The 20,406-nt window shown below is 47.9% G+C and carries 19 protein-coding genes and 7 pseudogenes; 18 read left to right on the top strand and 8 right to left on the bottom strand.

Annotation, left to right across the window (positions count from 1 at the left end; genetic code table 11):
- The first annotated feature begins 9 nt into the window (after positions 1-9).
- The 3 genes from E1963_RS17685 (at position 10) to E1963_RS17675 (ending at position 1,498) form a co-directional block, all read left to right on the top strand.
- Positions 10-858 carry an aldo/keto reductase gene (locus tag E1963_RS17685; RefSeq protein WP_132280910.1) on the top strand — a complete coding sequence of 283 codons (849 nt, stop codon included), beginning with the start codon at positions 10-12 and terminating at the stop codon, positions 856-858.
- A gap of 84 nt (positions 859-942) precedes the next feature.
- Positions 943-1,107, top strand: a complete 165-nt coding sequence (locus E1963_RS17680; protein ID WP_201272066.1) for a hypothetical protein — start codon at positions 943-945, stop codon at positions 1,105-1,107.
- 70 nt (positions 1,108-1,177) lie between these two features.
- Complete coding sequence (locus E1963_RS17675; RefSeq protein WP_132280907.1) at positions 1,178-1,498, top strand: DUF1540 domain-containing protein; 321 nt, start codon at positions 1,178-1,180, stop codon at positions 1,496-1,498.
- 51 nt (positions 1,499-1,549) lie between these two features.
- On the opposite strand, the gene E1963_RS17670 is transcribed toward E1963_RS17675, so the two are convergent.
- From E1963_RS17670 to E1963_RS17655, 3 genes and pseudogenes are all read right to left on the bottom strand, one after another.
- Positions 1,550-1,861 carry a zinc-binding metallopeptidase family protein gene (locus tag E1963_RS17670; RefSeq protein ID WP_132280905.1) on the bottom strand — a complete coding sequence of 104 codons (312 nt, stop codon included), beginning with the start codon at positions 1,859-1,861 and terminating at the stop codon, positions 1,550-1,552.
- Positions 1,862-1,996: 135 nt separating this feature from the next.
- A complete protein-coding gene (locus tag E1963_RS17665) occupies positions 1,997-2,830 on the bottom strand; it encodes a Sapep family Mn(2+)-dependent dipeptidase (protein WP_262201494.1) in 834 nt (277 codons plus the stop codon).
- A gap of 53 nt (positions 2,831-2,883) precedes the next feature.
- Positions 2,884-3,828: pseudogene (locus E1963_RS17655) on the bottom strand (DUF917 domain-containing protein).
- An 81-nt stretch (positions 3,829-3,909) separates the two neighbouring features.
- Between E1963_RS17655 and E1963_RS19840 the strand changes: the two are divergent.
- Positions 3,910-4,050 carry a hypothetical protein gene (locus E1963_RS19840; protein ID WP_167482248.1) on the top strand — a complete coding sequence of 47 codons (141 nt, stop codon included), beginning with the start codon at positions 3,910-3,912 and terminating at the stop codon, positions 4,048-4,050.
- A 45-nt stretch (positions 4,051-4,095) separates the two neighbouring features.
- Here the strand turns inward: E1963_RS19840 and E1963_RS17645 are convergent, their stop codons facing one another.
- Positions 4,096-5,040, bottom strand: coding sequence for a cytosine permease (locus E1963_RS17645; protein WP_132280893.1), 945 nt, complete (start codon positions 5,038-5,040; stop codon positions 4,096-4,098).
- 421 nt (positions 5,041-5,461) lie between these two features.
- Between E1963_RS17645 and E1963_RS17640 the strand changes: the two genes are divergently transcribed.
- The 10 genes and pseudogenes from E1963_RS17640 to metA all read left to right on the top strand — a co-directional run bounded on the left by E1963_RS17640 (position 5,462) and on the right by metA (position 15,346).
- Entirely contained in the window at positions 5,462-6,202 is a 741-nt protein-coding gene (locus tag E1963_RS17640; RefSeq protein ID WP_167482247.1) for a helix-turn-helix domain-containing protein, read from the top strand.
- Between the two features lie 18 nt (positions 6,203-6,220).
- Positions 6,221-7,675, top strand: a complete 1,455-nt coding sequence (locus tag E1963_RS17635; protein ID WP_132280887.1) for an acetate--CoA ligase family protein — start codon at positions 6,221-6,223, stop codon at positions 7,673-7,675.
- Positions 7,668-8,330, top strand: coding sequence for an acetate--CoA ligase family protein (locus E1963_RS17630; protein WP_132280884.1), 663 nt, complete (start codon positions 7,668-7,670; stop codon positions 8,328-8,330). The genes E1963_RS17635 and E1963_RS17630 overlap by 8 nt, the downstream gene beginning before the upstream one ends.
- 4 nt (positions 8,331-8,334) lie before the next feature.
- Positions 8,335-9,316 (top strand): annotated as a pseudogene (locus E1963_RS17625) (hypothetical protein).
- Positions 9,317-9,324: 8 nt separating this feature from the next.
- A pseudogene (locus E1963_RS23170) lies at positions 9,325-9,390 on the top strand (hypothetical protein); the annotation flags it as partial.
- A 165-nt stretch (positions 9,391-9,555) separates the two neighbouring features.
- Complete coding sequence (locus E1963_RS17610; protein WP_132280875.1) at positions 9,556-10,677, top strand: metal-dependent hydrolase family protein; 1,122 nt, start codon at positions 9,556-9,558, stop codon at positions 10,675-10,677.
- A 26-nt stretch (positions 10,678-10,703) separates the two neighbouring features.
- The gene (locus tag E1963_RS17605; RefSeq protein ID WP_132280872.1) at positions 10,704-11,639 is read left to right on the top strand and encodes a DMT family transporter; all 936 of its coding nucleotides are present in this window, start codon (positions 10,704-10,706) and stop codon (positions 11,637-11,639) included.
- Between the two features lie 3 nt (positions 11,640-11,642).
- The gene (locus E1963_RS17600) at positions 11,643-12,953 is read left to right on the top strand and encodes a Na+/H+ antiporter NhaC family protein (protein WP_132280869.1); all 1,311 of its coding nucleotides are present in this window, start codon (positions 11,643-11,645) and stop codon (positions 12,951-12,953) included.
- 113 nt (positions 12,954-13,066) lie between these two features.
- Entirely contained in the window at positions 13,067-14,422 is a 1,356-nt protein-coding gene (locus tag E1963_RS17595; RefSeq protein WP_132280867.1) for an AI-2E family transporter, read from the top strand.
- A 3-nt stretch (positions 14,423-14,425) separates the two neighbouring features.
- Entirely contained in the window at positions 14,426-15,346 is a 921-nt protein-coding gene (gene metA, locus E1963_RS17590) for a homoserine O-acetyltransferase MetA (protein WP_132280864.1), read from the top strand.
- Between the two features lie 271 nt (positions 15,347-15,617).
- Here metA and E1963_RS17580 read toward each other — a convergent pair.
- The 4 genes and pseudogenes from E1963_RS17580 to E1963_RS20850 all read right to left on the bottom strand — a co-directional run.
- Positions 15,618-16,239 (bottom strand): annotated as a pseudogene (locus E1963_RS17580) (site-specific integrase); the annotation flags it as partial.
- Positions 16,223-16,333 (bottom strand): annotated as a pseudogene (locus E1963_RS17575) (excisionase); the annotation flags it as partial. The pseudogenes E1963_RS17580 and E1963_RS17575, both read right to left, overlap by 17 nt.
- On the bottom strand, positions 16,326-16,478 hold the full coding sequence (locus E1963_RS20855) for a hypothetical protein (protein ID WP_243117793.1): 153 nt from the start codon (positions 16,476-16,478) through the stop codon (positions 16,326-16,328). The pseudogene E1963_RS17575 and the gene E1963_RS20855, both read right to left, overlap by 8 nt.
- Entirely contained in the window at positions 16,472-16,807 is a 336-nt protein-coding gene (locus E1963_RS20850) for a replication initiation factor domain-containing protein (protein WP_479686854.1), read from the bottom strand. Before E1963_RS20850 ends, E1963_RS20855 begins: the two co-directional genes overlap by 7 nt.
- 46 nt (positions 16,808-16,853) lie before the next feature.
- Between E1963_RS20850 and E1963_RS17565 the strand changes: the two genes are divergently transcribed.
- From E1963_RS17565 to E1963_RS17550, 4 genes and pseudogenes are all read left to right on the top strand, one after another.
- Positions 16,854-17,474, top strand: a complete 621-nt coding sequence (locus tag E1963_RS17565; protein WP_425545258.1) for a helix-turn-helix domain-containing protein — start codon at positions 16,854-16,856, stop codon at positions 17,472-17,474.
- A 139-nt stretch (positions 17,475-17,613) separates the two neighbouring features.
- Positions 17,614-17,700: pseudogene (locus tag E1963_RS17560) on the top strand (conjugal transfer protein); the annotation flags it as partial.
- A 121-nt stretch (positions 17,701-17,821) separates the two neighbouring features.
- Positions 17,822-18,439, top strand: coding sequence for a recombinase family protein (locus E1963_RS17555; RefSeq protein WP_132280858.1), 618 nt, complete (start codon positions 17,822-17,824; stop codon positions 18,437-18,439).
- Between the two features lie 394 nt (positions 18,440-18,833).
- Positions 18,834-20,406, top strand: a pseudogene (locus E1963_RS17550) (InlB B-repeat-containing protein); the annotation flags it as partial.

Raw genomic sequence — 20,406 nt, 5'->3', positions numbered from 1 at the left:
AGGAGCAGTATGAACAGCATATATGATTGTTATAGATTGAATAACGGTGTCATGAATCCATGTCTTGGTTTTGGGACGTACAGAGCATCAGACGGTGACGATTGTGAAGTAGTGAAGACAGCCATAGAAGCGGGCTACCGGTACTTTGACACGGCGTCTTTCTATGGAAATGAAAGACAGATTGGCAGAGCGCTGGCAGAGTCCGGAATCGCCCGCGAAGAGTATTTCCTCACATCGAAGGCATGGAGGACAGAGATGGGATATGGGAATATCAGGAAGGCATTCATGGAATCGCTGGAAAGGCTTCAGACAGACTATCTGGACTTGTATCTCATCCACTGGCCGCTTCCGGAGGACGGCTTCACGCAGTGGCGGCGGCTTGATACTGAATCATGGCGGGCGCTTGAGGAGCTGTACCATGAGGGGAAGGCCAGGGCTATAGGAGTCAGCAATTTTCTGCCTTACCATATAGAGAACCTTCTGGAGAATTGTGACGTGGAGCCTGCGGTCAACCAGATTGAATTCCATCCGGGCTACACGCAGGAGGTTACGGTACGTTATTGCCAGGAACATGAGATTCTCGTACAGGCATGGAGCCCTATGGGTAGAAGCAAGGTGCTGAAGGAGCCGGCTATCCTTGAGATGGCGGGACGTTACGGAGTCACGGCAGCCCAGATCTGCCTTCGCTACGCGCTGCAAAGAGGAATCGTGCCACTTCCCAAATCGTCCTCTATGGATCGGATGAAACAGAATCAGGACATCTTCGGGTTTGCATTGAGCGAAGAGGATATGTATATCCTTGGTACAATGCCGCAGACAGGCTGGTCGGGCCAGCATCCGGAGAAGTTCGGAAGGTAGCGGACGGCGGAAGAAGCATCAGATAAAGGACAGAAGGTGAAAAGATGAGCATGATAGAACCATATAAGCATAAAGTACAGTATTATGAGACGGATCAGATTGGGCAAGACGGAGATGGTCCATTGCAGAGGACTTACGAAACACTGTTTCATCAATGAGGCGGGCAAGCCGGTATCCTTGAAGCAGAGCTGCCTGGAATTCCACGATATGTTCGCAAAAGGGCTCTGTGATTATAAAAATCAACAATAAATTGAAAAAAGAATATTATATTCTGAATATGCAGATACTACTTCTGATATCAAACTAAGGAGGTAGGATCATGCCAGAATTAAAATGTACCGTACAGACCTGTACACACAATAAGAACTTTTACTGCGACCTTGATAAGATCCAGGTAGGAGGAAACTCTGCAAAACGTTCAGAAGAGACGTGCTGCGACAGCTTTGAAGAGCGAAAGGGCGATTCATACAGCAACGTAAGCCAGAACAATGCTACGGCCTGCAGCAACATCGACTGTAAGGCGACTGAATGTATGTATAACGAAGAGTGCAAATGCCATGCAGGAAAGATCAGCGTGGAAGGCAGCGAGGCCTGTAAGTGTGAACAGACGGAATGTGCCACATTCCACTGTGGATGTTAAGAAAAAGGGAAGCGTAATGCTTTCCTTTTTCTTGTAACGCGGGAAATATGGTCAGGCCGTCAGTTCTAAGATAAAAAGTGCGGTCAGCTTGCATCTGGAGAACAACGTTTTAACAAGCATGTATTCATCCTCCCCTACCGCGAGGGGGACTGAGCCGCCCGGACAGTAGCCGTGGTAGACGGATAACAGCGTCTGGACAACACGGCTGTCCTTTTCCTCATACAAAGGTTCGCTGTTCAAGTCGATGTGCATCGCAAGGCCTGCATCTGCGGCGGTGTCTGCGAGAAGCCTTTGGATCTGCACGCCGGAACAGGTGACCGGATAGCGGATATCCAGCTTCAGGCTCGCATGCTGTGTATCCATATACAGAAGGCCGGCATTCAGCACGAGCTTTCCGGAAGGCTCGTCGCAGATATCGCCGAATAAGCCTGAGCCATCGGTTTCAGCGCCGATGTGTGAACGATAGAAACTTATAAAACTGCTCTGGAAGGAATCACCTTACATAAAGGGTTCCAGAAGCAGCATCATGTTCGACACCGCGTTCACCCCGTTCTCCGGTGTACTTCCGTGAGATGTCTTCCCGGTCGTACGGACCTTGACGACAGGTCCGCCGGCACAGATGTGGGTGCCGGGTATAGTGGAGGCCCCCAATTCCAGCAGCCGTACGAAAGAGCCGTCAGGCTCCGGAACGACGAGTTCGGCATGGCATTCATCCGGCACCATATTTGCCCTGCGGCCCCCGCTCAGGTTCCGTATATAGGGTTTATCTTCCTCTACGGTCCCTTCCTTATCCAAGGTGGCAAACAGGATTCCCTTTTCTGCGTATATGACCGGGAATTCGGCGTCCGGAGAGAAGCCGGTGCAGGGAATCTCTTCGTGCTCCTTATAGTAGTCCATGCATGTCCAGGCGTTTTCTTCATCTGTACCGAAGATAATCCGTATCCTTCTGGAAAGAGGAAGCCCGCTATCGGCAATCGCCTTCAGGGCAAAGACGGAAGCGATGGCAGGACCTTTGTCATCTACCGTACCGCGCCCGTAGGTCTTGCCGTCCTCCATAATCCCGCCGAAGGGCAGGTGTTCCCACCCATCTCCAGCGGGGACGACATCCAGATGTACGAGGACGCCGCACAGTTCTTCGCCACTGCCGATTTCAGCCCATCCGGCATAACCTCCGCAGTTTTTGGTGCGCATTCCAAGAGAGCTGCACAGTGCCAGCATCTCATCGAGGCACTGCCCGATGGAAAGGCCGAAGGCATGTGCGGCCGGGGAGTATCTTTGATGCTTGGAATGCGGACGAGATTCCGGGTATTGCGGATAATGTCTACACGGTATCCATCAATCAATGTGTCTAAGACAGTGTCCATCATAATCCCTTTCTATGTATATCAGTTCAACTCGGTTACAGGTATATAGCCGTCCTTATATCCAAAGTAGTCATATGCCGTCTGGAACACGGATACAGAGTCCCCTTCCAGCCATTTCGGGTTGCACGGCACGCCCACGAAGGCCACTTCCATGCCAGGCTCCAAATCAGCATTCGTCAGAGGCGTTCCGTAGGACTGGAAGACGCAGAGTGCATCCGGTGTGACGCAGCGTACCTTTCCGTCCTGGTCAAAGGCAAGTATATTTTCATTTTATATCATGATCTTTATGCTTTTTCCGGTATATGTTCCCGTACCTTCAATGATCTCATATCCCCAGTCATGGCTGTTCTCTGTCTCCATGCGGAGCTCCGACAGCTTCCCTTCGATAATCTCGATGCCTCCGGTGGCTCTTGCGATGCATTCGACAGGGCGCTCGACTGCGGCAATTCCTTTGCGCACGGCTTCCCCGATAGAGCGGGCCAGCTCGTAAGAACCTGCCACAAGCGCTTTTTTAGCGGTTGCGCCGTCCATGATATAGTTGGCGACTCCAGCGGATCCTCCGAATACGTTGACGATGGGACGGCCGATCAGCTCGCAGCCGCTGCTGTCCTCATAATAGAGCACGGCGCTTAAGTTCTCCTCATTCGCCATCGCGAAAGGGGCTGAACGCACGTTGTGGATTTCCGGCATGATCATGAATGATTCAGGAACCGCACGCCCCACGCCATCGGCATTGATGACTTTGATTCCCGTATAGCATGCCGTGTATATAGGAGGCATGAAATTACCTCCTCCCACCTCGAAAGCAGCGACATAGTCGATCTTTTTACCGGTTACGGCTTCCAGCCTCCTCAGCGCGTGGACGCAGGCGATACAGTCAAAGCCCCGTTCCTTTGTGGCGGCAGGGGAGCCCATGCCGGATATGATGGCTACATTTGCGTCGTCCGGCACTTCATCAAGCCATATAGCTGCTCTTTGTTCATTTTTACTGACATGTCAAGTCCTCCTTAACATACGGATGATGAATAATCTTTTCCGTGATTTTTGTTGAATAGTTTTACACAGGCTATCTGCATGATGAAGGCCGCCACGAAGGAGTCGATTGCGGGGATCGTGGTAATCTGGAACCATGCGAATCCCGGAAAAGTCTGTGTCGTCATAAATCCTACCGCGGCTGCGATGAGATAGGCGGCCATACTTTCAAGGCGCACCTTTTTAAGCTTATCCAGCCGGTCAAAGCTGTAGAACTTCTTGCATAGATAGAAGTCGGCCAGATAACATCCTCCGAGGGGAGGCGTGAAGATTCCGAGTACGGAGAAAAACGGGATCAAACACGACGGAGAGGCCGAGGGAACCGCTGTATACGTTGTTGTCATTGGAGGTCCACTGCGCCAGAACCAGGACGACCATGGCAAGCACGCCCCATCCAAGGCCTATCATGACGGTGACGATGTTGGCATCCCCCACTGCTTTGGCACAGGCTGCGGCAATTATGATCGTGATGCCGTAGCCGATGACAAGAGAGATGCCGGTACCAAGCGACATCGGATTCGTGATAAAGGATGTGTTCAATTCACTGTACGTATGCCCCTTGAGTACCATGACAAGCGATGCTACCATAAGGATGGCGATGGCCGGTATGGCTATCCAGCTCAGCTTTTCTATAGATTTGAAGCCGAAGATGGCGGAAGTTGTCATCAGAAGTCCGCCAATCACTATGATTACTTTTACCCCCGCGGGAGACAGGGCGTTGCCGGTCATGAGGCGGAACATCTGTCCAATCGTGTCACCGAACAGGCCGGCCTGCACGCCGAACCAGCCCCAGGCACACCCGGCATAGAGGAGGCCGACGAGAGCGGCTCCCTTAAGCCCGAACGTAAACTTCCCGATCATGCTCGTCGACAGTCCTGTGTACATGGCCGGTTCCGCACAGAGACAGGCCATGGCGGCCAGGACGAGGGCGCCTGCCAGAACGGCGATGATGGATTCGTTCAGTGTCAGGCCGGTGGCAAGGCTTCCGCCGAGCGTAAAGGCCGATATGCTGATGGCACAGCCGATGCACACGACGGCGCTGCTGGCCCATCCGCGCTTCTTATCTTCCGGAACCGGTTTGCTCGCAAAATCGTCGTCACCGCCTGCGTATGCTTTCTCTTCAAGAAATTTCCATAATGATGCCATCGTTCGCCTTACGTGTGGCAGGAGTATCTGCCACGGGAATAATCCATTTTAATTTCATCATTTCACCTCCTGAATTATTATTGTCTGTTTATTCGCCCGAGCTTTGATATATTGTCAGTATTCTATCACCTGTCTTACTGTGAAAAAGTAGCCTGCGCTACAAAATGGAGGAAAATTTTTCGGAATGGCATATATAAGCATGGATGATATAATAAAGATGGTTTTTCAATGGAGGTGGTTTAAATATCAACACTAAAACAGACCATGGCTGATTTTGACGTCCTTTTGCCGGAGTATGAATCGCCATGGTTATTTTTTTATGAAAAAATGCCATCTTTACTGGAGGATGTCCAGGCAAAGATGGAACTATGTACTTACAAAAGGAATACGATATTATTTACCCGGGGGAAGAAATCCATACGTGTATATCGTGGGAACCGGTGTCGTCAGGATTCTGACCGGTGATGAGAACGGAATCGAAAAGCATCTGATGATTGCCGGACCGGGAAGCCTTCTCGGGAACCTGTCCAGCCTTGATGGATACCCGTCCCTGTTCACTGCGGCTACGGCGGAAGAGAACTGCCGCCTTTACCGCACGACGGGGCCGATATTTACGAGGATGACGGCAGAGATACCCGGCTTCAAAGACTTTCTCATACAGGACCTCTGTGCCAAGATGAGGATACTTGCAGGGAATATATCGTCCCTCTCGTTCCAGACGGCGGACGTCAGAATCGTACGGGCATTCCTGTACCTGATTCGGGAGAGCGGGACACGCTGCGGCAGGGGAATTAAAATCAACATTCCCTTCACTCATCAGGAGATGGCCGACCTCGTCTACTCGAACCGCGTGACCGTATCACGCTTTTTCAGCAGGCTGAAATATCTTCACATGTTCAATCCTTGCCTGACCGGATGGGGGATAAAGGCGGATACGAGCATCGAAGTGTCAAGACTTGCGGTGGAGAGCAATTTCTTCCCGCTCTATGAAGTGGAAAACGGATCCTTTACTATCAATAAGACATTCAAGGAGCCAAAACCGGTGAAGGAATATCTGGGCCGGATGAAGAAGTTCAAACATCTGAACGAGGAAGAAGCGGAAGAAATCCAGGAACTGGTCGATTACAAGTGGAACCGGCTCACGAAGCTTGCCGGCCTTTGATGGGAAAGGAGGGAATACATGGTACATAATCTAGACGCATTATTCAATCCTGAGAACATCGCGGTCATCGGTGCAAGCAATAACCCGCTGAAAGCTGGATATACGGTTATCTATAACCTGAATCAGATTGGATATCCAAAGCAGGTATTTCCTGTTACGGTGTCAGCAGATGAGATTCTGGAACGGAAGTGTTACAAGAAGCTCTCAGAGATTGAAGAGACGGTAGAGCTTGTCGTGCTTGGCACACCAGCGAAGATGATATATGACATTATGGACGACCTTACGTTACGGATGGAGAGAAAGCGGGATGTCAAGGTAATCGTCTGCATCGCCGCAGATTATGGCGAGACGAAGACGGAGGAAGGATTGCGAAGGCAGGACTGCCTCATCGGGACTGCAGCAAAGTACGGGATCCGGGTGGTCGGGCCGAACTGTATCGGAATCATCGACAATATCAACCGTGTGGACACGACTTTTGTTGAGACGCTTATACCGAAGGAGATGAGGGGACAGAAAGGAGACATCAGCTTTATCTCCCAGAGCGGGGCCATGGCGGCTTCCATCCTGATGATGGGCGCATCCGGGCCGGCCCCGATATCCATGAATAAATTCATCTCCATAGGAAATATGGCGGATGTAGACTGCATCGACATGCTGGAGTATTTTGAGCAGGACAGAGATACGAAGGTCATCGGCATGTATCTGGAGGGATATCCGGACGGCAGGAGGCTGATCGACACGCTGGCAAGAATCGCCCGGAGGAAACCGGTCGTAATCCTGAAGGTCGGCCGCAGCAGCATCGGGGCAGAAGCTGCCAACTCTCACACAGGCTCCCTTGCCGGGGCAGATTCCGTATACGACGCGGCATTCCGCCAGTTTGGCATCATAAGAGTATACACGATAGAAGACATGATGGATACGCTTCAGGCTTTTGAATCGATGAAGATTCCAGATGGCAGGAACTGCTTTTTGCTTACGCAGGCCGGAGGGCCGGGGATCTACTGTACGGATGCATTTGTAGATGAGAAGGTACTTGAGTTTCCGTTCGTATCAGAAGAGACGAAGAAGAAGCTGGCAGGCGCCCTGCCTCCTATGGCAAATGTCTGTTCCCCGGAGGGATATGCAGATATCACTGCAGCAGCCACTGTGGAACATCATGTAGAAAGCCTCAGGATTGTCATGGATGATGATGCGGTAGACAGCGTCATATTCGTGACCGTGGTGCCGACGTTCCTGCCGAGAAGAGAGCTGGCCGAAGGGCTGCTCCGCCTGCTGGCGGAAGAAGGATACGGGGAGAGAAAGCCGGTCTGCATCTGTATCATGGCCGGGAACTACGTATGGGAATGCCGGCAGATTCTGGAGCGGGGAGGGATACATACGTTTGATACCCCAGCCCACTGTGTGAAAGCGATGAGCCATATGACGGCATACGGCCAATTCTTGAAAAGTCAGGAGGAAGAGGCGGATGAGTAGATTTTTAAATGAACTGGATGCGAAGAATCTTCTTTCTGAATACGGGGTGCCAATGGCCATGAGTAAGGTTGCCGGATCGCAGGAGGAGGCTGTACGGATAGCGGGAGAGATAGGGTGTCCTGTTGTCATGAAGATACTTTCCCCGGATATCCAGCACAAGACAGAAGCAGGTTGCGTATACATCGGGGTCGGAGAAGAGCATGTAGGGAAAATATATGAAGAAATTATGGAGAATGCGTCAGCTTATAAGGCAGATGCAGCCATTGACGGGGTGCTCATACAGGAGATGGCGGCAGAGGGTCTGGAGGTTATAGTCGGGATGAAGAAAGACCCGCAGTTCGGACCTGTGCTCATGGCAGGCAGCGGCGGCATCTACGTAGAGGTATTTCAGGACATCGCGCTCAGGCTGCTTCCCATAGATGAGAAGGAAGCAGTTAAGATGATAAAGGAGACGAAGCTGTACCAGATTATCAGAGGAGCCAGAGGGACGGAATATGACATGGACGCTCTGGTCGGCTGCCTCCTGAAAGTATCGGAACTCGCAGTAGATCAACCATCTATCGAGGAAATAGACATTAACCCGCTGTTCTTGTACGAGAAGGGCCAAGGAGCGAAAGGGGTAGATGCTTTAATCAAGATTACCGAGGAGAAATAAGCCTATGAAAGAGAAAGTGAAATCGATAAGAGAGAGAAAGTTTCCCCATATATTTGCCATCCTGTTCCTGATGATGGTCATAGCGCTCATCGCTACATGGATCGTACCATCCGGGACGTATGAACGGGCGGCGCTGGAGGACGGCATGTCCCAGGTGGTGGTGACGGATTCCTTCCGATATACGGATAAGGATTACCTGAACCCGTTCTTCCTGCTGAAAGCCGTTACGCAGGGACTGACAGGAGCGTCCCTCGTGGCGTTCACCATCCTGATCATCGGTGCGTGCTGGCAGGTTATCAATGCGACCGGAGCGATTGCGGTCGGCATCAACTCCATTGCGAAAAAACTGAAAGGGAAGGAGATGCTTATCTTCCCGATCCTCATGTTCGTGTTCGCGCTGATCGCAGCAATCATCGGAGGCGCGGAACTGATGCTCGTATATCTTCCGGCAGTCATGCCCCTTATGCTTGCCCTTGGATTTGACTCTATGACGGCGACAGGCATGGTAGTCGTATCTGCATTATCTGCCTTCTCCGTGTCGGTCACGAATCCGTTTACCGTTGGAATCGGGGATGAGATTACAGGGCTGCCATTGTATTCGGGCGCATGGTTCCGCATTATCCTCCAGGTCGTATTCTATGCGGCAGGCGTCCTTTACGTCCTGCACTATTCCAAAAAGGTAAGGAAGGATCCAAAGAGCAGCCTCGTGTACAAAGAGAGCGCGGCACAAACTGATTGGCGCCGCGCTTGTCGTCATTCTGGCGGTCATGGTGTACGGAATCATCTCACGGGGCTGGTATATGGAAGAGATCAACGGCCTGTTCATCATTGCGGCCCTCATTGCAGCCGTCATCGGCAGGCTTAAGGCCGAGGATGTCTGTACGAATATGATTGAAGGCGCCAAAGGTGTGATAGCAGCGGCAATCGTATGCGGGCTTTCCAGAGGCATCATGGTCATACTGGATGAAGGAAGCATCTATTCTTAATACAGCTATTGTTCAACTTCCTTGTAAACTCAGGTTCCGGACAGTTCCTGATCACGATGCCTATCTTGGCCCCTCTCGGGGCGCTGGTCGGCATCAACAGCCGGACGATGATACTGGCCTCCCAGATGGGTGAAGTTTATCTGGAAGTACATGTTGATAGTGACGGTTCTCGGCAGCATCAGCCTCGTGATAGCGCAGCTGATTGACTATGGGCCGTTTTAAGAAAGACGGTGGTGTGAATGTATGTAATCAGGAATTGTTTTCTTATAGACGGGCTGGCAGATGAGGGCATGGCGCACGCCATGGTGGCAGTGGAGGGAGGCCGGTTCTGCTATGTGGGAAAAGAGACAGAAGAGGCGCTTGCGTTATACCGGGATTGGGAAATGATAGATGCCGGCGGTCGGACAGTGATGCCGGGCATGATCGATGCGCATGTACATCTCTGTATGAACGGGGAGCCGGATAACTTCCGCAACATGATCATGGAGCCGGCCGGCCTGGCGGCTATCCATGGCGTCAAAAGAGCACAGGAAGACCTGAAGGCCGGCTTTACGACAATCCGCTGCTGCGGTGAAAAAGGCGAGATAGATATGGATATCCGGCAGGCCGTGCGGGAAGGGGCAGTGAGGAAATGCGCGAGAAAACGGATCAAGCGCAGGGCAGACAATATCAAGCTCATGGCGACCGGCGGGGGGATGTCCCCGGGGCCTGCCACGGTGGCACAGTTCAATATAGAAGAGATGGCTGCCGCAGTGAAGGAAGCAGAAAAGAACGGCATCTGTACAGCGGCACACTGCATCGGGGAAGAAGGCTGTTTCAATGCGGTGGAGGCGGGTGTCCGTACGATGGAACACGGAACGTTTCTGAATGAAGTGACAATCCGCAGGATGGCTTTAAAGGGAACGTATCTCATGAGCACGCTTTGTGCGTTTCGTACCATAAAATACGGTGCGTCTGCGGGCGTGCCGGAGGACCATCTGAAAAAGGTAGAACTGTTCGCACGGCACCATTATGTGAATCTGCACAAGGCACTGGACGCAGGCGTAAAAGCCGGTGTCGGGACAGATACAGGAACGCCGTTCAATTACCATGGTGAGAATGCGTACGAATTGGAATGCCTGACAAATAACGGGATGACACCCATGGATGCCATCAAGGCGGCTACGTCCGTGAATGCAGAGGCGCTCCTGCAGGAGGACATTGGAAGCATCGAACCGGGTAAGACCGCAGATATGCTCCTCGTAGACGGGAATCCCCTCCTGGATATCAAAATACTAAGGGACAAGGAACGCATACGAAAGGTATTCAGGGGCGGCGTGGCTTACGTAGACCGGGATATAGGGAAAATGCCTGCATTTTAAAATATGGGAACAGGAAGAGGGGCTATATGAAAAAAACAGGTATTCTGCCTTATGCGGCAGGTGTCGTGATGGCTGTGTTTTTCGGGTTGTCATTTCTCGTGACGCAGCAGGGGCTGGCCGAGATTCCGCCGATGGTTCTGATGAGCTTCCGGTTTGCGCTGGCAGCAGCCTTTATGACAGTCCTCAGGGCATTCGGCGTCATACATATCAGCTATAAGGATAAGCCGGTGATGGGCGTCCTGGCCCTCTCGGTGTTCTATCCGGGAATCTCATTCTACTTTGAGACGATCAGCCTGCAGTATGTATCTTCTTCGCAGGCAGGCATATTAGTGTCGATCATGCCTATATTTGTGACGCTGTTCGGGATATGGATACTGAAGGAAGAACCGATGCGCATACAGGTGTTTTTTATCATCGTATCCGTAACAGGAGTGACGGTTACCGTCGTATTTGCAAAGCGCAGCGGAAACGATGGTACATTTTTCGGCATACTGCTGATGCTCGTATCTGTGCTCGGAGGGTCAGTCAACAACGTGCTCTCGCGGAAATATTCCAAGTATTTTTCATCCGTGGAGATAACATACACGATGATATGCCTGGGAGCCGTCATATTCACGTGCATATCGCTTATACAGGGAATCTTCGACCGGGCGGTGCTTACGGCGTATCTCGTGCCATTTCGTTCTGCGAAAATGATGTTCGTGGTCGTGGAACTGAGCATCGGTACTTCAGCGGTGGCATTTTTCTGTATGAACTATATGCTTTCCAAGCTGAAAGCGGTCAATGCGGCGGTATTCATCAATCTTGCCACAGTGATATCCATCGCGGCCGGCGTGCTCATCGTGAAGGAGCATCTGTACTGGTATCAGGTCGTGGGCGGGACATTGATCGTGTTGAGCGTGTGGGGGACGAATTATTTTGAAAACCGTGTAAAAAATTTAAAGGAAAAGGAAGGTGAATAGTTTATGGAAGATAAGAAAGAGAAACGTTTGGAATTCAGAGGAGGGAGCTTTTTTGCCGTACTGCCGCTCATATTGTTCGTCGTAGTCTGTATCATGCTTTTCGTCGTCTTTAAAGTGTTCGAGATGGAAGGGCTCTGCATGGGCGGCATTCTCGTAATCATTATCGGAAGCCTGTTTGCGAAGGACTGGGCCCGCTACTGGCGTGCCGTCGTCAAGGGGATGACTTCTGAGATGATGAATACGCTTGCACTGATACTTACGTCCATCGGGACATTGTTTTCCGGATTCCCGATTCTCTATCCGTCGGGAATCCTGCTCGGGGCCCATCCGCTGTACCTGGCAGGTGCTATCCTGTCCGGAGCCATTTTCGGGGATAATATCGCCCCGATATCTGACACGACGATTGCATCAGCAGCATCACAGAGCTACAAGAACAAGAAGGGTACGGCTGATATCGGCGTCGTCGTAGCGACACGTCTGAAATATGCTCTTGTAGCCATGGCTATCGCTTGCGTGCTGTTCCTCGTGCTCGGCAACGCAGGTGCAGGAGACCCGGCAGGGAAAGAGATCCTGGAAGCATATAAGGATCCGAAAGGCCTCATCATGCTCATCCCTGTCGCGGTGCTTCTAACGGTTGCAATCATCAAAAGAGATATCTTCATCGCGGTTACGTGGGGCATCATATCCGGTACGGCCATCGGACTTGCCGCAGGCATCCTTACGCCGGCTGATATCGTATCTGTGCAGGACGGAGCTTTGGCCGGGTTTGCCATCGACGGTATCAAGAACATGCTCGGAACGGTCGGCTATCTGTATGCGGTTGCCGGAATCATCGGGGTACTAAGCGAGAGCGGGATGATGCAGAAGATGATAGATGCCCTGCTCAAGAGCAAGCTGAACAAGTCGATTATCGGCACCGAATTCATCATAGGCTTTGGTATCATCCTGACTTCCATATGCCTGGGCTCAGCCAACGGGCCGGCAATCATCATGTATGGGCCGATTGCAGACAAGATAGGGCAGGAGAGCGGGCTGCACCCTTACCGGCGTTCCAATCTGCTGGACGGTTTTGCAAGTACATTGTCCGTCATCATACCATTTACGAGTTCGTTCATCTTTATCGTAATCAGCTGCATAACTGGGCTGTTGGAAGAATATACCTTTATACACGCCATAAACCCGATTGCCCTGGCGGGGGCGACCTTCCACTGCATCGCGCTGTTCGGAGTATTCCTGTTTTCCGTGCTCACAGGATGGGGCAGGGAATATGAAGGCCCGGACGGAGAGCGTGTCAAAGCGAAAGAGCATAGATAAGATAGCAGAAAAAAGTGTCGTATAAAAGGGAAGCGCAGGCTTCCCTTTTTGGTTGACGAGGTTTTGCACAGAGGGTATAATGATTTTAATTGTGTAGAGAGGTGCGCGTATATATGGAAAATGAAAATAAAAACATTCACGAGGGCGGCCAGGAGAAGGAAAAACGTTCCGACTATTATGCCAAGCAGCCCAGATTCGGGGGAAAGGGCCCGTCAAAGATCCGTCAGCAGTTCAACCGGGGAATGACGGCTTTTCTTGTGGTGGCGGCGAGTATATTATTCTACTTCGCACTCCTTCGGCTTACGAACCTGTCCGAAGGATTCACGAAGATATTCGACGTGCTCAAGCCGGTCATCTATGGCTGCGTGTTCGCATATCTGATGAACCCGATCGTCAAGCAGGTGGACAGGTATCTGATTCCGGTTTTTGAGACGAAGATCAAGAAGCGTGACGGAGCGAGGAAGCTATCGAGGGCGTGCGGCATATTCCTGTCCATCGTCATCTTATTTATATTGATTATCACGCTGTGTAACCTGCTCATCCCGGAACTGTATTCCAGTATACGTAATCTGGTCTATACCCTTCCCGGACAGCTGAATGACCTCGTAGACAAGCTCAACAATGTGAAGCTTGAGGATTCGACGACAGGTGCCCTTATCAAGACGGCAGTGGAGGAAGGTACGGATATGCTGCAGACGTGGCTGCGTACGGACCTTCTGACGAAGGCGAACGATATCATGTCCAACCTTACGGTAGGAGTTATCAATATCATCAGCGAGATCGTCAACGCGCTGATAGGAATCATCGTGTCCATCTACATCCTGTTCAGCAAAGAGACGTTCTCCAGGCAGAGCAAGAAGGCGGTATATGCGGTGATGAAGCCTGAGCATGGCAATATGCTGCTCCATCTTGCGACTAAGAGCAACGAGATATTCGGCGGCTTTATAATAGGAAAGATCATTGATTCGCTTATAATCGGCGTCTTATGCTTCATGGGGCTTTCCATCCTGAATATGCCTTATACGATGCTCGTCAGCGTCATAGTCGGCGTCACGAACGTCATCCCGTTCTTCGGCCCTTACATCGGTGCCATACCGAGTGCGGTGCTCATATTGCTGTCCGATCCGGTAAAAGGGGTGTATTTCATCCTCTTTGTCCTGCTCCTGCAGCAGTTTGACGGCAACATTCTCGGACCGAAGATTCTCGGGGACTCTACGGGCCTTTCCGCTTTCTGGGTCATCGTGGCCATCCTGCTCGGCGGCGGCCTGTTCGGATTTGTCGGGATGATTATGGGCGTTCCGACATTTGCGGTCATCTATTATATCGTGCAGATGATCTTGAACAACAAGCTCGAGCGGAAGAAGCTGCCGGCGGATTCCAAATACTATGACACTATGAGTTACGTAGACAATTCAGGAAAGTATGTCCATTCCGAAGTACAACAGCCAGATAAAAGGGAGGGAAAGTAATCTATGCCAATCAGAGTACAGAACGATCTGCCAGTCAAAGAGATACTGGAACGTGAGAATATATTTGTGATGGATGAGTTCCGGGCGACGCATCAGGATATCCGTCCGATCAGAATCGGGCTTTTGAACCTCATGCCTCTTAAGGAAGAGACGGAACTCCAGATACTCAGGTCGCTGTCCAACACGCCGCTGCAGGTAGATGTGATATTCGTCAACGTATCGAGCCATGAGTCGAAGAATACGCCGACGAGCCATCTGAACAAGTTCTATCAGACATTCGAGGAGATAAAGGACCAGAAGTTCGACGGCTTTATCATAACCGGGGCGCCGGTCGAACAGATGCCTTTTGAAGAGGTGGACTACTGGGAAGAGCTGAAGGAGATCATGGAGTGGACGACGACCCATGTGACGTCCACGCTGCACCTGTGCTGGGGAGCCCAGGCGGGGCTGTACCACCACTATGGCATCGACAAGGTGCAGCTTAAGAGCAAGCTCTTCGGCGTGTTCCGCCACAAGGTGATGAACAGGAAGATACCGCTCGTGCGCGGGTTTGACGATGTGTTTTACGCCCCCCATTCCAGGCATACGGATGTACCGGCAGAGAGGATACATGCAGACGAAAGGCTGACGATGCTTGCGGAATCGGAAGAAGCCGGTGCCTTTCTTGTGATGGCCCAGGCCGGAAGGCAGATATTCGTGATGGGGCATCCCGAATACGACAGGATAACGCTGGACGGCGAGTACAAGCGGGATGTCGGAAAAGGGCTGCCGATTGATATCCCCGTGAACTATTACCCGGATGACAATCCGGACAACAGGCCGCTGCTGACGTGGAGGGCACATGCCAACAACCTGTACACAAACTGGCTCAATTATTACGTTTATCAAGCAACCCCTTATGATATGGTTGAGACATCGTTTTAATCTGCTTGGAAGTACTGTGGTTGACAGCTTTTTTAGTGTATTAATCTGTGGAAGATTTATTGATTTTTTTAAGTGAAAAGGCTCATATATGATGTAAATTCTTATAATTTATAAATCTTTTTGACTATCTTTTTATATCTTTGCAAATGTCCGCAAAGCCTTATTTTATCGGCTCTACGGGCATTTTGCTTTTGTGGTAAACCTCACATATCTAGGTCTATCTTCTTATATTTTTCCTGTCAATCGTGGTTAAAATCGTGGTAAATACTTCTTATGCGATTAGACGCTGAACCTCTGATTTTGCGGTATCTATGGACGCATGAGCATACCAGTTCATAGTGATACTGATATTTGAATGTCCCATGATATACTGTAAATCCTTTGGGTTCATGTTCTTGTTTGCCAGCCTTGTGCAGAACGTATGGCGTAGCGTATGCGGTGTGATATGTGGCAAGAGCTTGTCCTTGTGGTGCTTGTTATATTTCTTTACCATACGGACAAATAGTGTTGTGTAATCAATCGCCACCTTTGGCTTGCCTTTGGAATTGACAAACAGGAAGTTGCCCCGTCCGTCTATCACAAATGGTTCTGTCTTTAGGCGTTTCAATGTAATAGCCCTGTTCCTTGCTCTTTAGTGACTGGTGGTCGATAATGACAACTTCATTCTTGAAATCAATATCATCTGCTGTCAGTCCACACAGTTCCGAGATACGAAGTCCTGTCTTTAATAGTATCAGCACATCATCATAATACTTGTGATACACATTGTCTGTCTTGATGAATGACAGTAAGGCTTGTTCCTGTTCCTCTGTCAATGCGACTTTTTCTTTTGTATCGTTTTCTATGACTTCACTTAACTTGAAATCAAAGGGATTTTTCCTCACGCAATCGTCTTAGCTTGTTCTCTCCAATGCGGAAATACTTTGACGCTTCTTCAATGGTAAGGGTGTATTTTTCCCATACGGGAATGTCATGTACATTACTCATAGAACACCCCCTCACTTTCAATCACTTCGAATATATCCATACACATCTGCAAGACCGTCATTTCCTGCTTTTCCGACAGCTTGGAATTCTCGTCAATCTCTTTCATATAACTTGTGCCTGTCAGCCTGTCGATTTCTTCTAACATGACGAGTGAGGGCATGACCTGTCTTTCCAGCCATGGCAAAGTACGTCTAAATTGACAGGTACGGGGTTCATTTCAAGAGGCAGGCTGTCATGGGAAATAAATATCTCCCACAATGGATAGTCGGGAAAATCTACAAAGTCAGTAATCAGATAAAAGACCAGCTCACGAGGATTCTGTGTCAGTAACAGTTCCTCTACTGCCTGTACCGCCTTTGTGCTACGCAGACGGATTTCAAAGCGGTTTTTAATATCCGTTTTCTTGCCCTTTGCCTGTTGTTCCTTATCCTTTTCATACAGGCAGAAATATTTCGTACTTGACTTTGAGCCGATATAAAGAGTAACAGTGAAGATATAACGAGATATGGAGGGTTATGCGATGAAAATAAGCCATTTAGGAAATAATATACAGACCATAAGAAAATTCAGAGGAATGAAACAACAGGAGCTTGCGGACAAAATCGGTATCAATATGCAGAGCCTTTCCAAGATTGAAAGAGGGTTGAATTATCCTGCTTATGATACGCTGGAAAAGATAATGGAAGTGCTGGACGTAACACCGAACGAATTGCTATCGGGGGAATGGAAATATGTCAATCAAGCAGAAAAGGAAGTCTGCCAGTTTCTAAGAGCGGAAGAACGTTTAAATGCAGAACTGAAACATGGACATTATGATAACTTTTTTGACAGCGAAGAAGAATGGCTGGACTATGAATTAGAACAGCTACGCAAATATATTACTGATTATATCAACGGGAAGAATATCAAGGCAAGCGACCTTTACCCAATCAAAGAAGTTATCCAGCATTTGAAATTTCAGAAGATTTTAGACCGTTATGATGATTTATACAGCATGGATATGTTCGGGGAAAGCACAGAGGGACACAAGTATAAAACACCTTACTATGCTGTAAAAAGGATAAATCCAAATTCAAAGGAAGATGTGGAACTTTTACAGGAAGTATTAAGGAATAATTATTTTAATGATGAGGACGAGTAACTTTTTTCCTCTTGCGAGAAGATACAGCAAACAAAAAACCCGATTAAGAGTGCAAAGCACCACCAATGGTGGCAAAGCTCTTGACAGGGCTTTTTTTTCTGTGTTGAGTAATCAAGAGGAAGAAAGGGATAAAATCTGATTTGTGGTAAATAAGACGAAGGCAATGCAGGTATCGCAGTTTGAGCTTGTGCTACATAAGGATAGCAACTGGAAGATTGTAGGATAGATTTTTAACAGCGTGCATTTTTTGTAAGTCTGCACACTGTCCTTTGCTATTCATTCATCTTTTATCCTACTACCTTGATTATAATCTCCTTTGTGGATAATAGACAAAGGAGGAATTTAATATGGCGAAATACGCATATATCCGAGTTTCAAGCAAAGACCAGAATATCGCAAGGCAGGTGGAAGCCATGCAGGAAATTGGACTGACAAAGAAACAGATGTATATTGATAAACAATCAGGAAAGGATTTTATACGCAAGAATTATCAAAGGCTGATAAGAAAGCTGAAAGCAGGCGATGAGCTTTACATTAAGTCCATAGACCGTCTGGGACGAGATTATGATGAAATATTAGAGCAATGGCGTTATCTAACAAGAGTAAAAGACATTGATATTATTGTATTGGATTTCCCTCTGCTTGATACCAGAAATCAAGTAAATGGTATTACTGGGAAATTTATTGCAGACTTGGTATTACAGATACTTTCCTATGTCGCCCAGATTGAAAGAGAAAACATTAGACAACGACAGGCAGAAGGGATAAGGATTGCCAGAGAGAACGGTGTTCAATTTGGTAGACCTTGTACTAAAATACCAAATGAATTTGAAGAAGTTTATTTCATGTGGAAAGAAAAGAAAATCAGCAAGCGAGAGGGAGCTAGAATTCTTCATACTAACCATAACACCTTTTCCAGTTGGATAAAACGTTATACAGAGAAAATGGAAGAAAACACTTTTTAATGCAGCAAAAAAAGTAGACTTTACCTGCCATGAAAAGTAGACTTTTTTTCTCACTTATTTTTAGTGGTTTTTATGAAGAAAAAGCACTTTTTATCGTAAAATATCCCCCTTTTACCACTACACATTCACCCGATTTCATTCTATCATTGTTGGTAAAAAAAGTCTGCTTTTTGTGCCATGTATACTTCTACCATTCAATCCTTTTTATCCTGATGTGAATATCATAATCTACATTGAGGGGAGGGGGAAAACGAGATAACGGCAAAACGAAGATTTTTCATAATGAGAAATCGGGAGAGCGAACCAGAGAAACAACGGCTCATGGAGATGCAGGATTTGCCCTGTCTGGTTCAAGACCCCACAAAAATGAACAATCAAAAAAGGAGAAAACAAGATGAAATCAAAAAAATTAAAAAGCATTCTCGCCTGCACGCTTATCTTATGTATGGTCTTTGGTATTCAATCTAATCTTGCCTTCGTTTTCGCACAGGAAAATGAAGAAGCTATTGAATTTTCCAATGCGACAGCTCCCTATTCAGGTACATATTTAATTAGCACAAAAGAGTCCTTAGTTGCTTTATCCATAGCGGTTAATAGTGGGAACACCATGAAAAATATCAAATTTCAATTACAAAATGATATTATTTTAAACAATGGACAGTTTTCTGCGGAAGAAAATAACTTATATTATACACCAGATAAATCTTATACCGCTTATCCAGTTGACATTCAAAATGCAACCTATATGGAAAATGAACAGCTTATGACATTCATACCTATTGGATTTCAAGCAAAAAGCGACTCTTCTCTATGGGAAAATAATGGCTTTGCGGGAGAGTTTTATGGAAACGGATATGAAATAAAGGGGATTTTTATAAATGATAATAGTGGAGATAGCGAGGCTCATTATAAAGGTCTATTTGGAGCTTTGTTAGATGGCGGTGTAGTTTCAAATTTGAGTGTTTCTGGCTGTGTGTATAGTACTGGGTCAAACACAGGGGGTATTGTCGGAAAAAGTTCAGGTCTTATAGAACATTGTCGTTTTTCAGGTGTGGTTATGGGAGCCTATAACGTAGGTGGTATTGTTGGAGAATCTAACACTGAAAGTACAATAACTAATTGCATGAACATGGCACATATATCAGGTGGCAGTACAGGCACAGCTGGAGGAAATTGGGGTGGTATTGCTGGATGTGCAAATGGAAAAGCTATTCAAAACTGTATCAACCATGGAAATGTAACCTCAAACACCTTTGCTAATGTTGGAGGGGTTATTGGAGTAGGTAGTGCAAGTATTACTACTTGTATCAATTGGGGAAGTATCACAGGTCCTACAAACAGCAAAACTACTGGAGGTATTGCAGGAAGTGGTAGAAAAAATAATGCAGATAATAATTTTATTTGTATTACAACATCAGAGGAACTGGAAAAATATGCAGGAATACCGGCCTTGAACAATTTTTCTTGTGGAGCAGTTTTGTATCTCAATGGTGGTTCATTTTATGAAAACATTGTTGTAACTTCTGATACTTTAGCTATTCCTATCAAGAAAGGTTATGTTTTTGGAGGATGGTATGAAAATGCAGATTTTAGTGGGACTTCAGTTGAAAATATTGAAAAAGGTAATATCTATTATGCAAAGTGGAATGAAAAGGCATCTACGTCTATTTCTTTCAAAGATGGCTTAGATTTAAATAAAATCTATGATGAGAATGCTGTATCATTATCAGAAAATGATTATACCGTAACAGAAGGAGCAGGAAAAATAACTTTCATCTATCAAACTAAAGAGGATAATGAGTGGAAAAATATTGATACTGCTCCAATCAATGCAGGAACTTATCAAGTGAAAGCAATCGTTGAGGAAAATGATACTTATAAGAGTACAGAAACTGACTGGAAAGAGTTTACAATCAGCAAGGCAATGCCGACTTATGAAGTACCAACTAACTTGACAGCTATTGTTG

It is taken from the genome of Extibacter muris, from assembly GCF_004345005.1.
Classification (GTDB): Bacteria; Bacillota; Clostridia; order Lachnospirales; family Lachnospiraceae; genus Extibacter; species Extibacter muris.
Note: the sequence above shows the minus strand (reverse complement) of the source record. Positions and strands in the feature narration are given on the sequence as shown.

Coding starts and splice junctions, on each gene's coding strand:
- E1963_RS17685 (WP_132280910.1), top strand. CDS start 10: ATGAACAGCATATATGATTGTTATAGATTGAATAACGGTGTCATGAAT.
- E1963_RS17595 (WP_132280867.1), top strand. CDS start 13,067: ATGGAAAATGAAAATAAAAACATTCACGAGGGCGGCCAGGAGAAGGAA.
- E1963_RS17645 (WP_132280893.1), bottom strand. CDS start 5,040: ATGGCATCATTATGGAAATTTCTTGAAGAGAAAGCATACGCAGGCGGT.
- E1963_RS17675 (WP_132280907.1), top strand. CDS start 1,178: ATGCCAGAATTAAAATGTACCGTACAGACCTGTACACACAATAAGAAC.
- E1963_RS17565 (WP_425545258.1), top strand. CDS start 16,854: ATGAAAATAAGCCATTTAGGAAATAATATACAGACCATAAGAAAATTC.
- E1963_RS17555 (WP_132280858.1), top strand. CDS start 17,822: ATGGCGAAATACGCATATATCCGAGTTTCAAGCAAAGACCAGAATATC.
- E1963_RS17680 (WP_201272066.1), top strand. CDS start 943: ATGAGACGGATCAGATTGGGCAAGACGGAGATGGTCCATTGCAGAGGA.
- E1963_RS17610 (WP_132280875.1), top strand. CDS start 9,556: ATGTATGTAATCAGGAATTGTTTTCTTATAGACGGGCTGGCAGATGAG.
- metA (WP_132280864.1), top strand. CDS start 14,426: ATGCCAATCAGAGTACAGAACGATCTGCCAGTCAAAGAGATACTGGAA.
- E1963_RS17670 (WP_132280905.1), bottom strand. CDS start 1,861: ATGGATACACAGCATGCGAGCCTGAAGCTGGATATCCGCTATCCGGTC.
- E1963_RS17635 (WP_132280887.1), top strand. CDS start 6,221: ATGGTACATAATCTAGACGCATTATTCAATCCTGAGAACATCGCGGTC.
- E1963_RS20855 (WP_243117793.1), bottom strand. CDS start 16,478: ATGTTAGAAGAAATCGACAGGCTGACAGGCACAAGTTATATGAAAGAG.
- E1963_RS17630 (WP_132280884.1), top strand. CDS start 7,668: ATGAGTAGATTTTTAAATGAACTGGATGCGAAGAATCTTCTTTCTGAA.
- E1963_RS17600 (WP_132280869.1), top strand. CDS start 11,643: ATGGAAGATAAGAAAGAGAAACGTTTGGAATTCAGAGGAGGGAGCTTT.
- E1963_RS17605 (WP_132280872.1), top strand. CDS start 10,704: ATGAAAAAAACAGGTATTCTGCCTTATGCGGCAGGTGTCGTGATGGCT.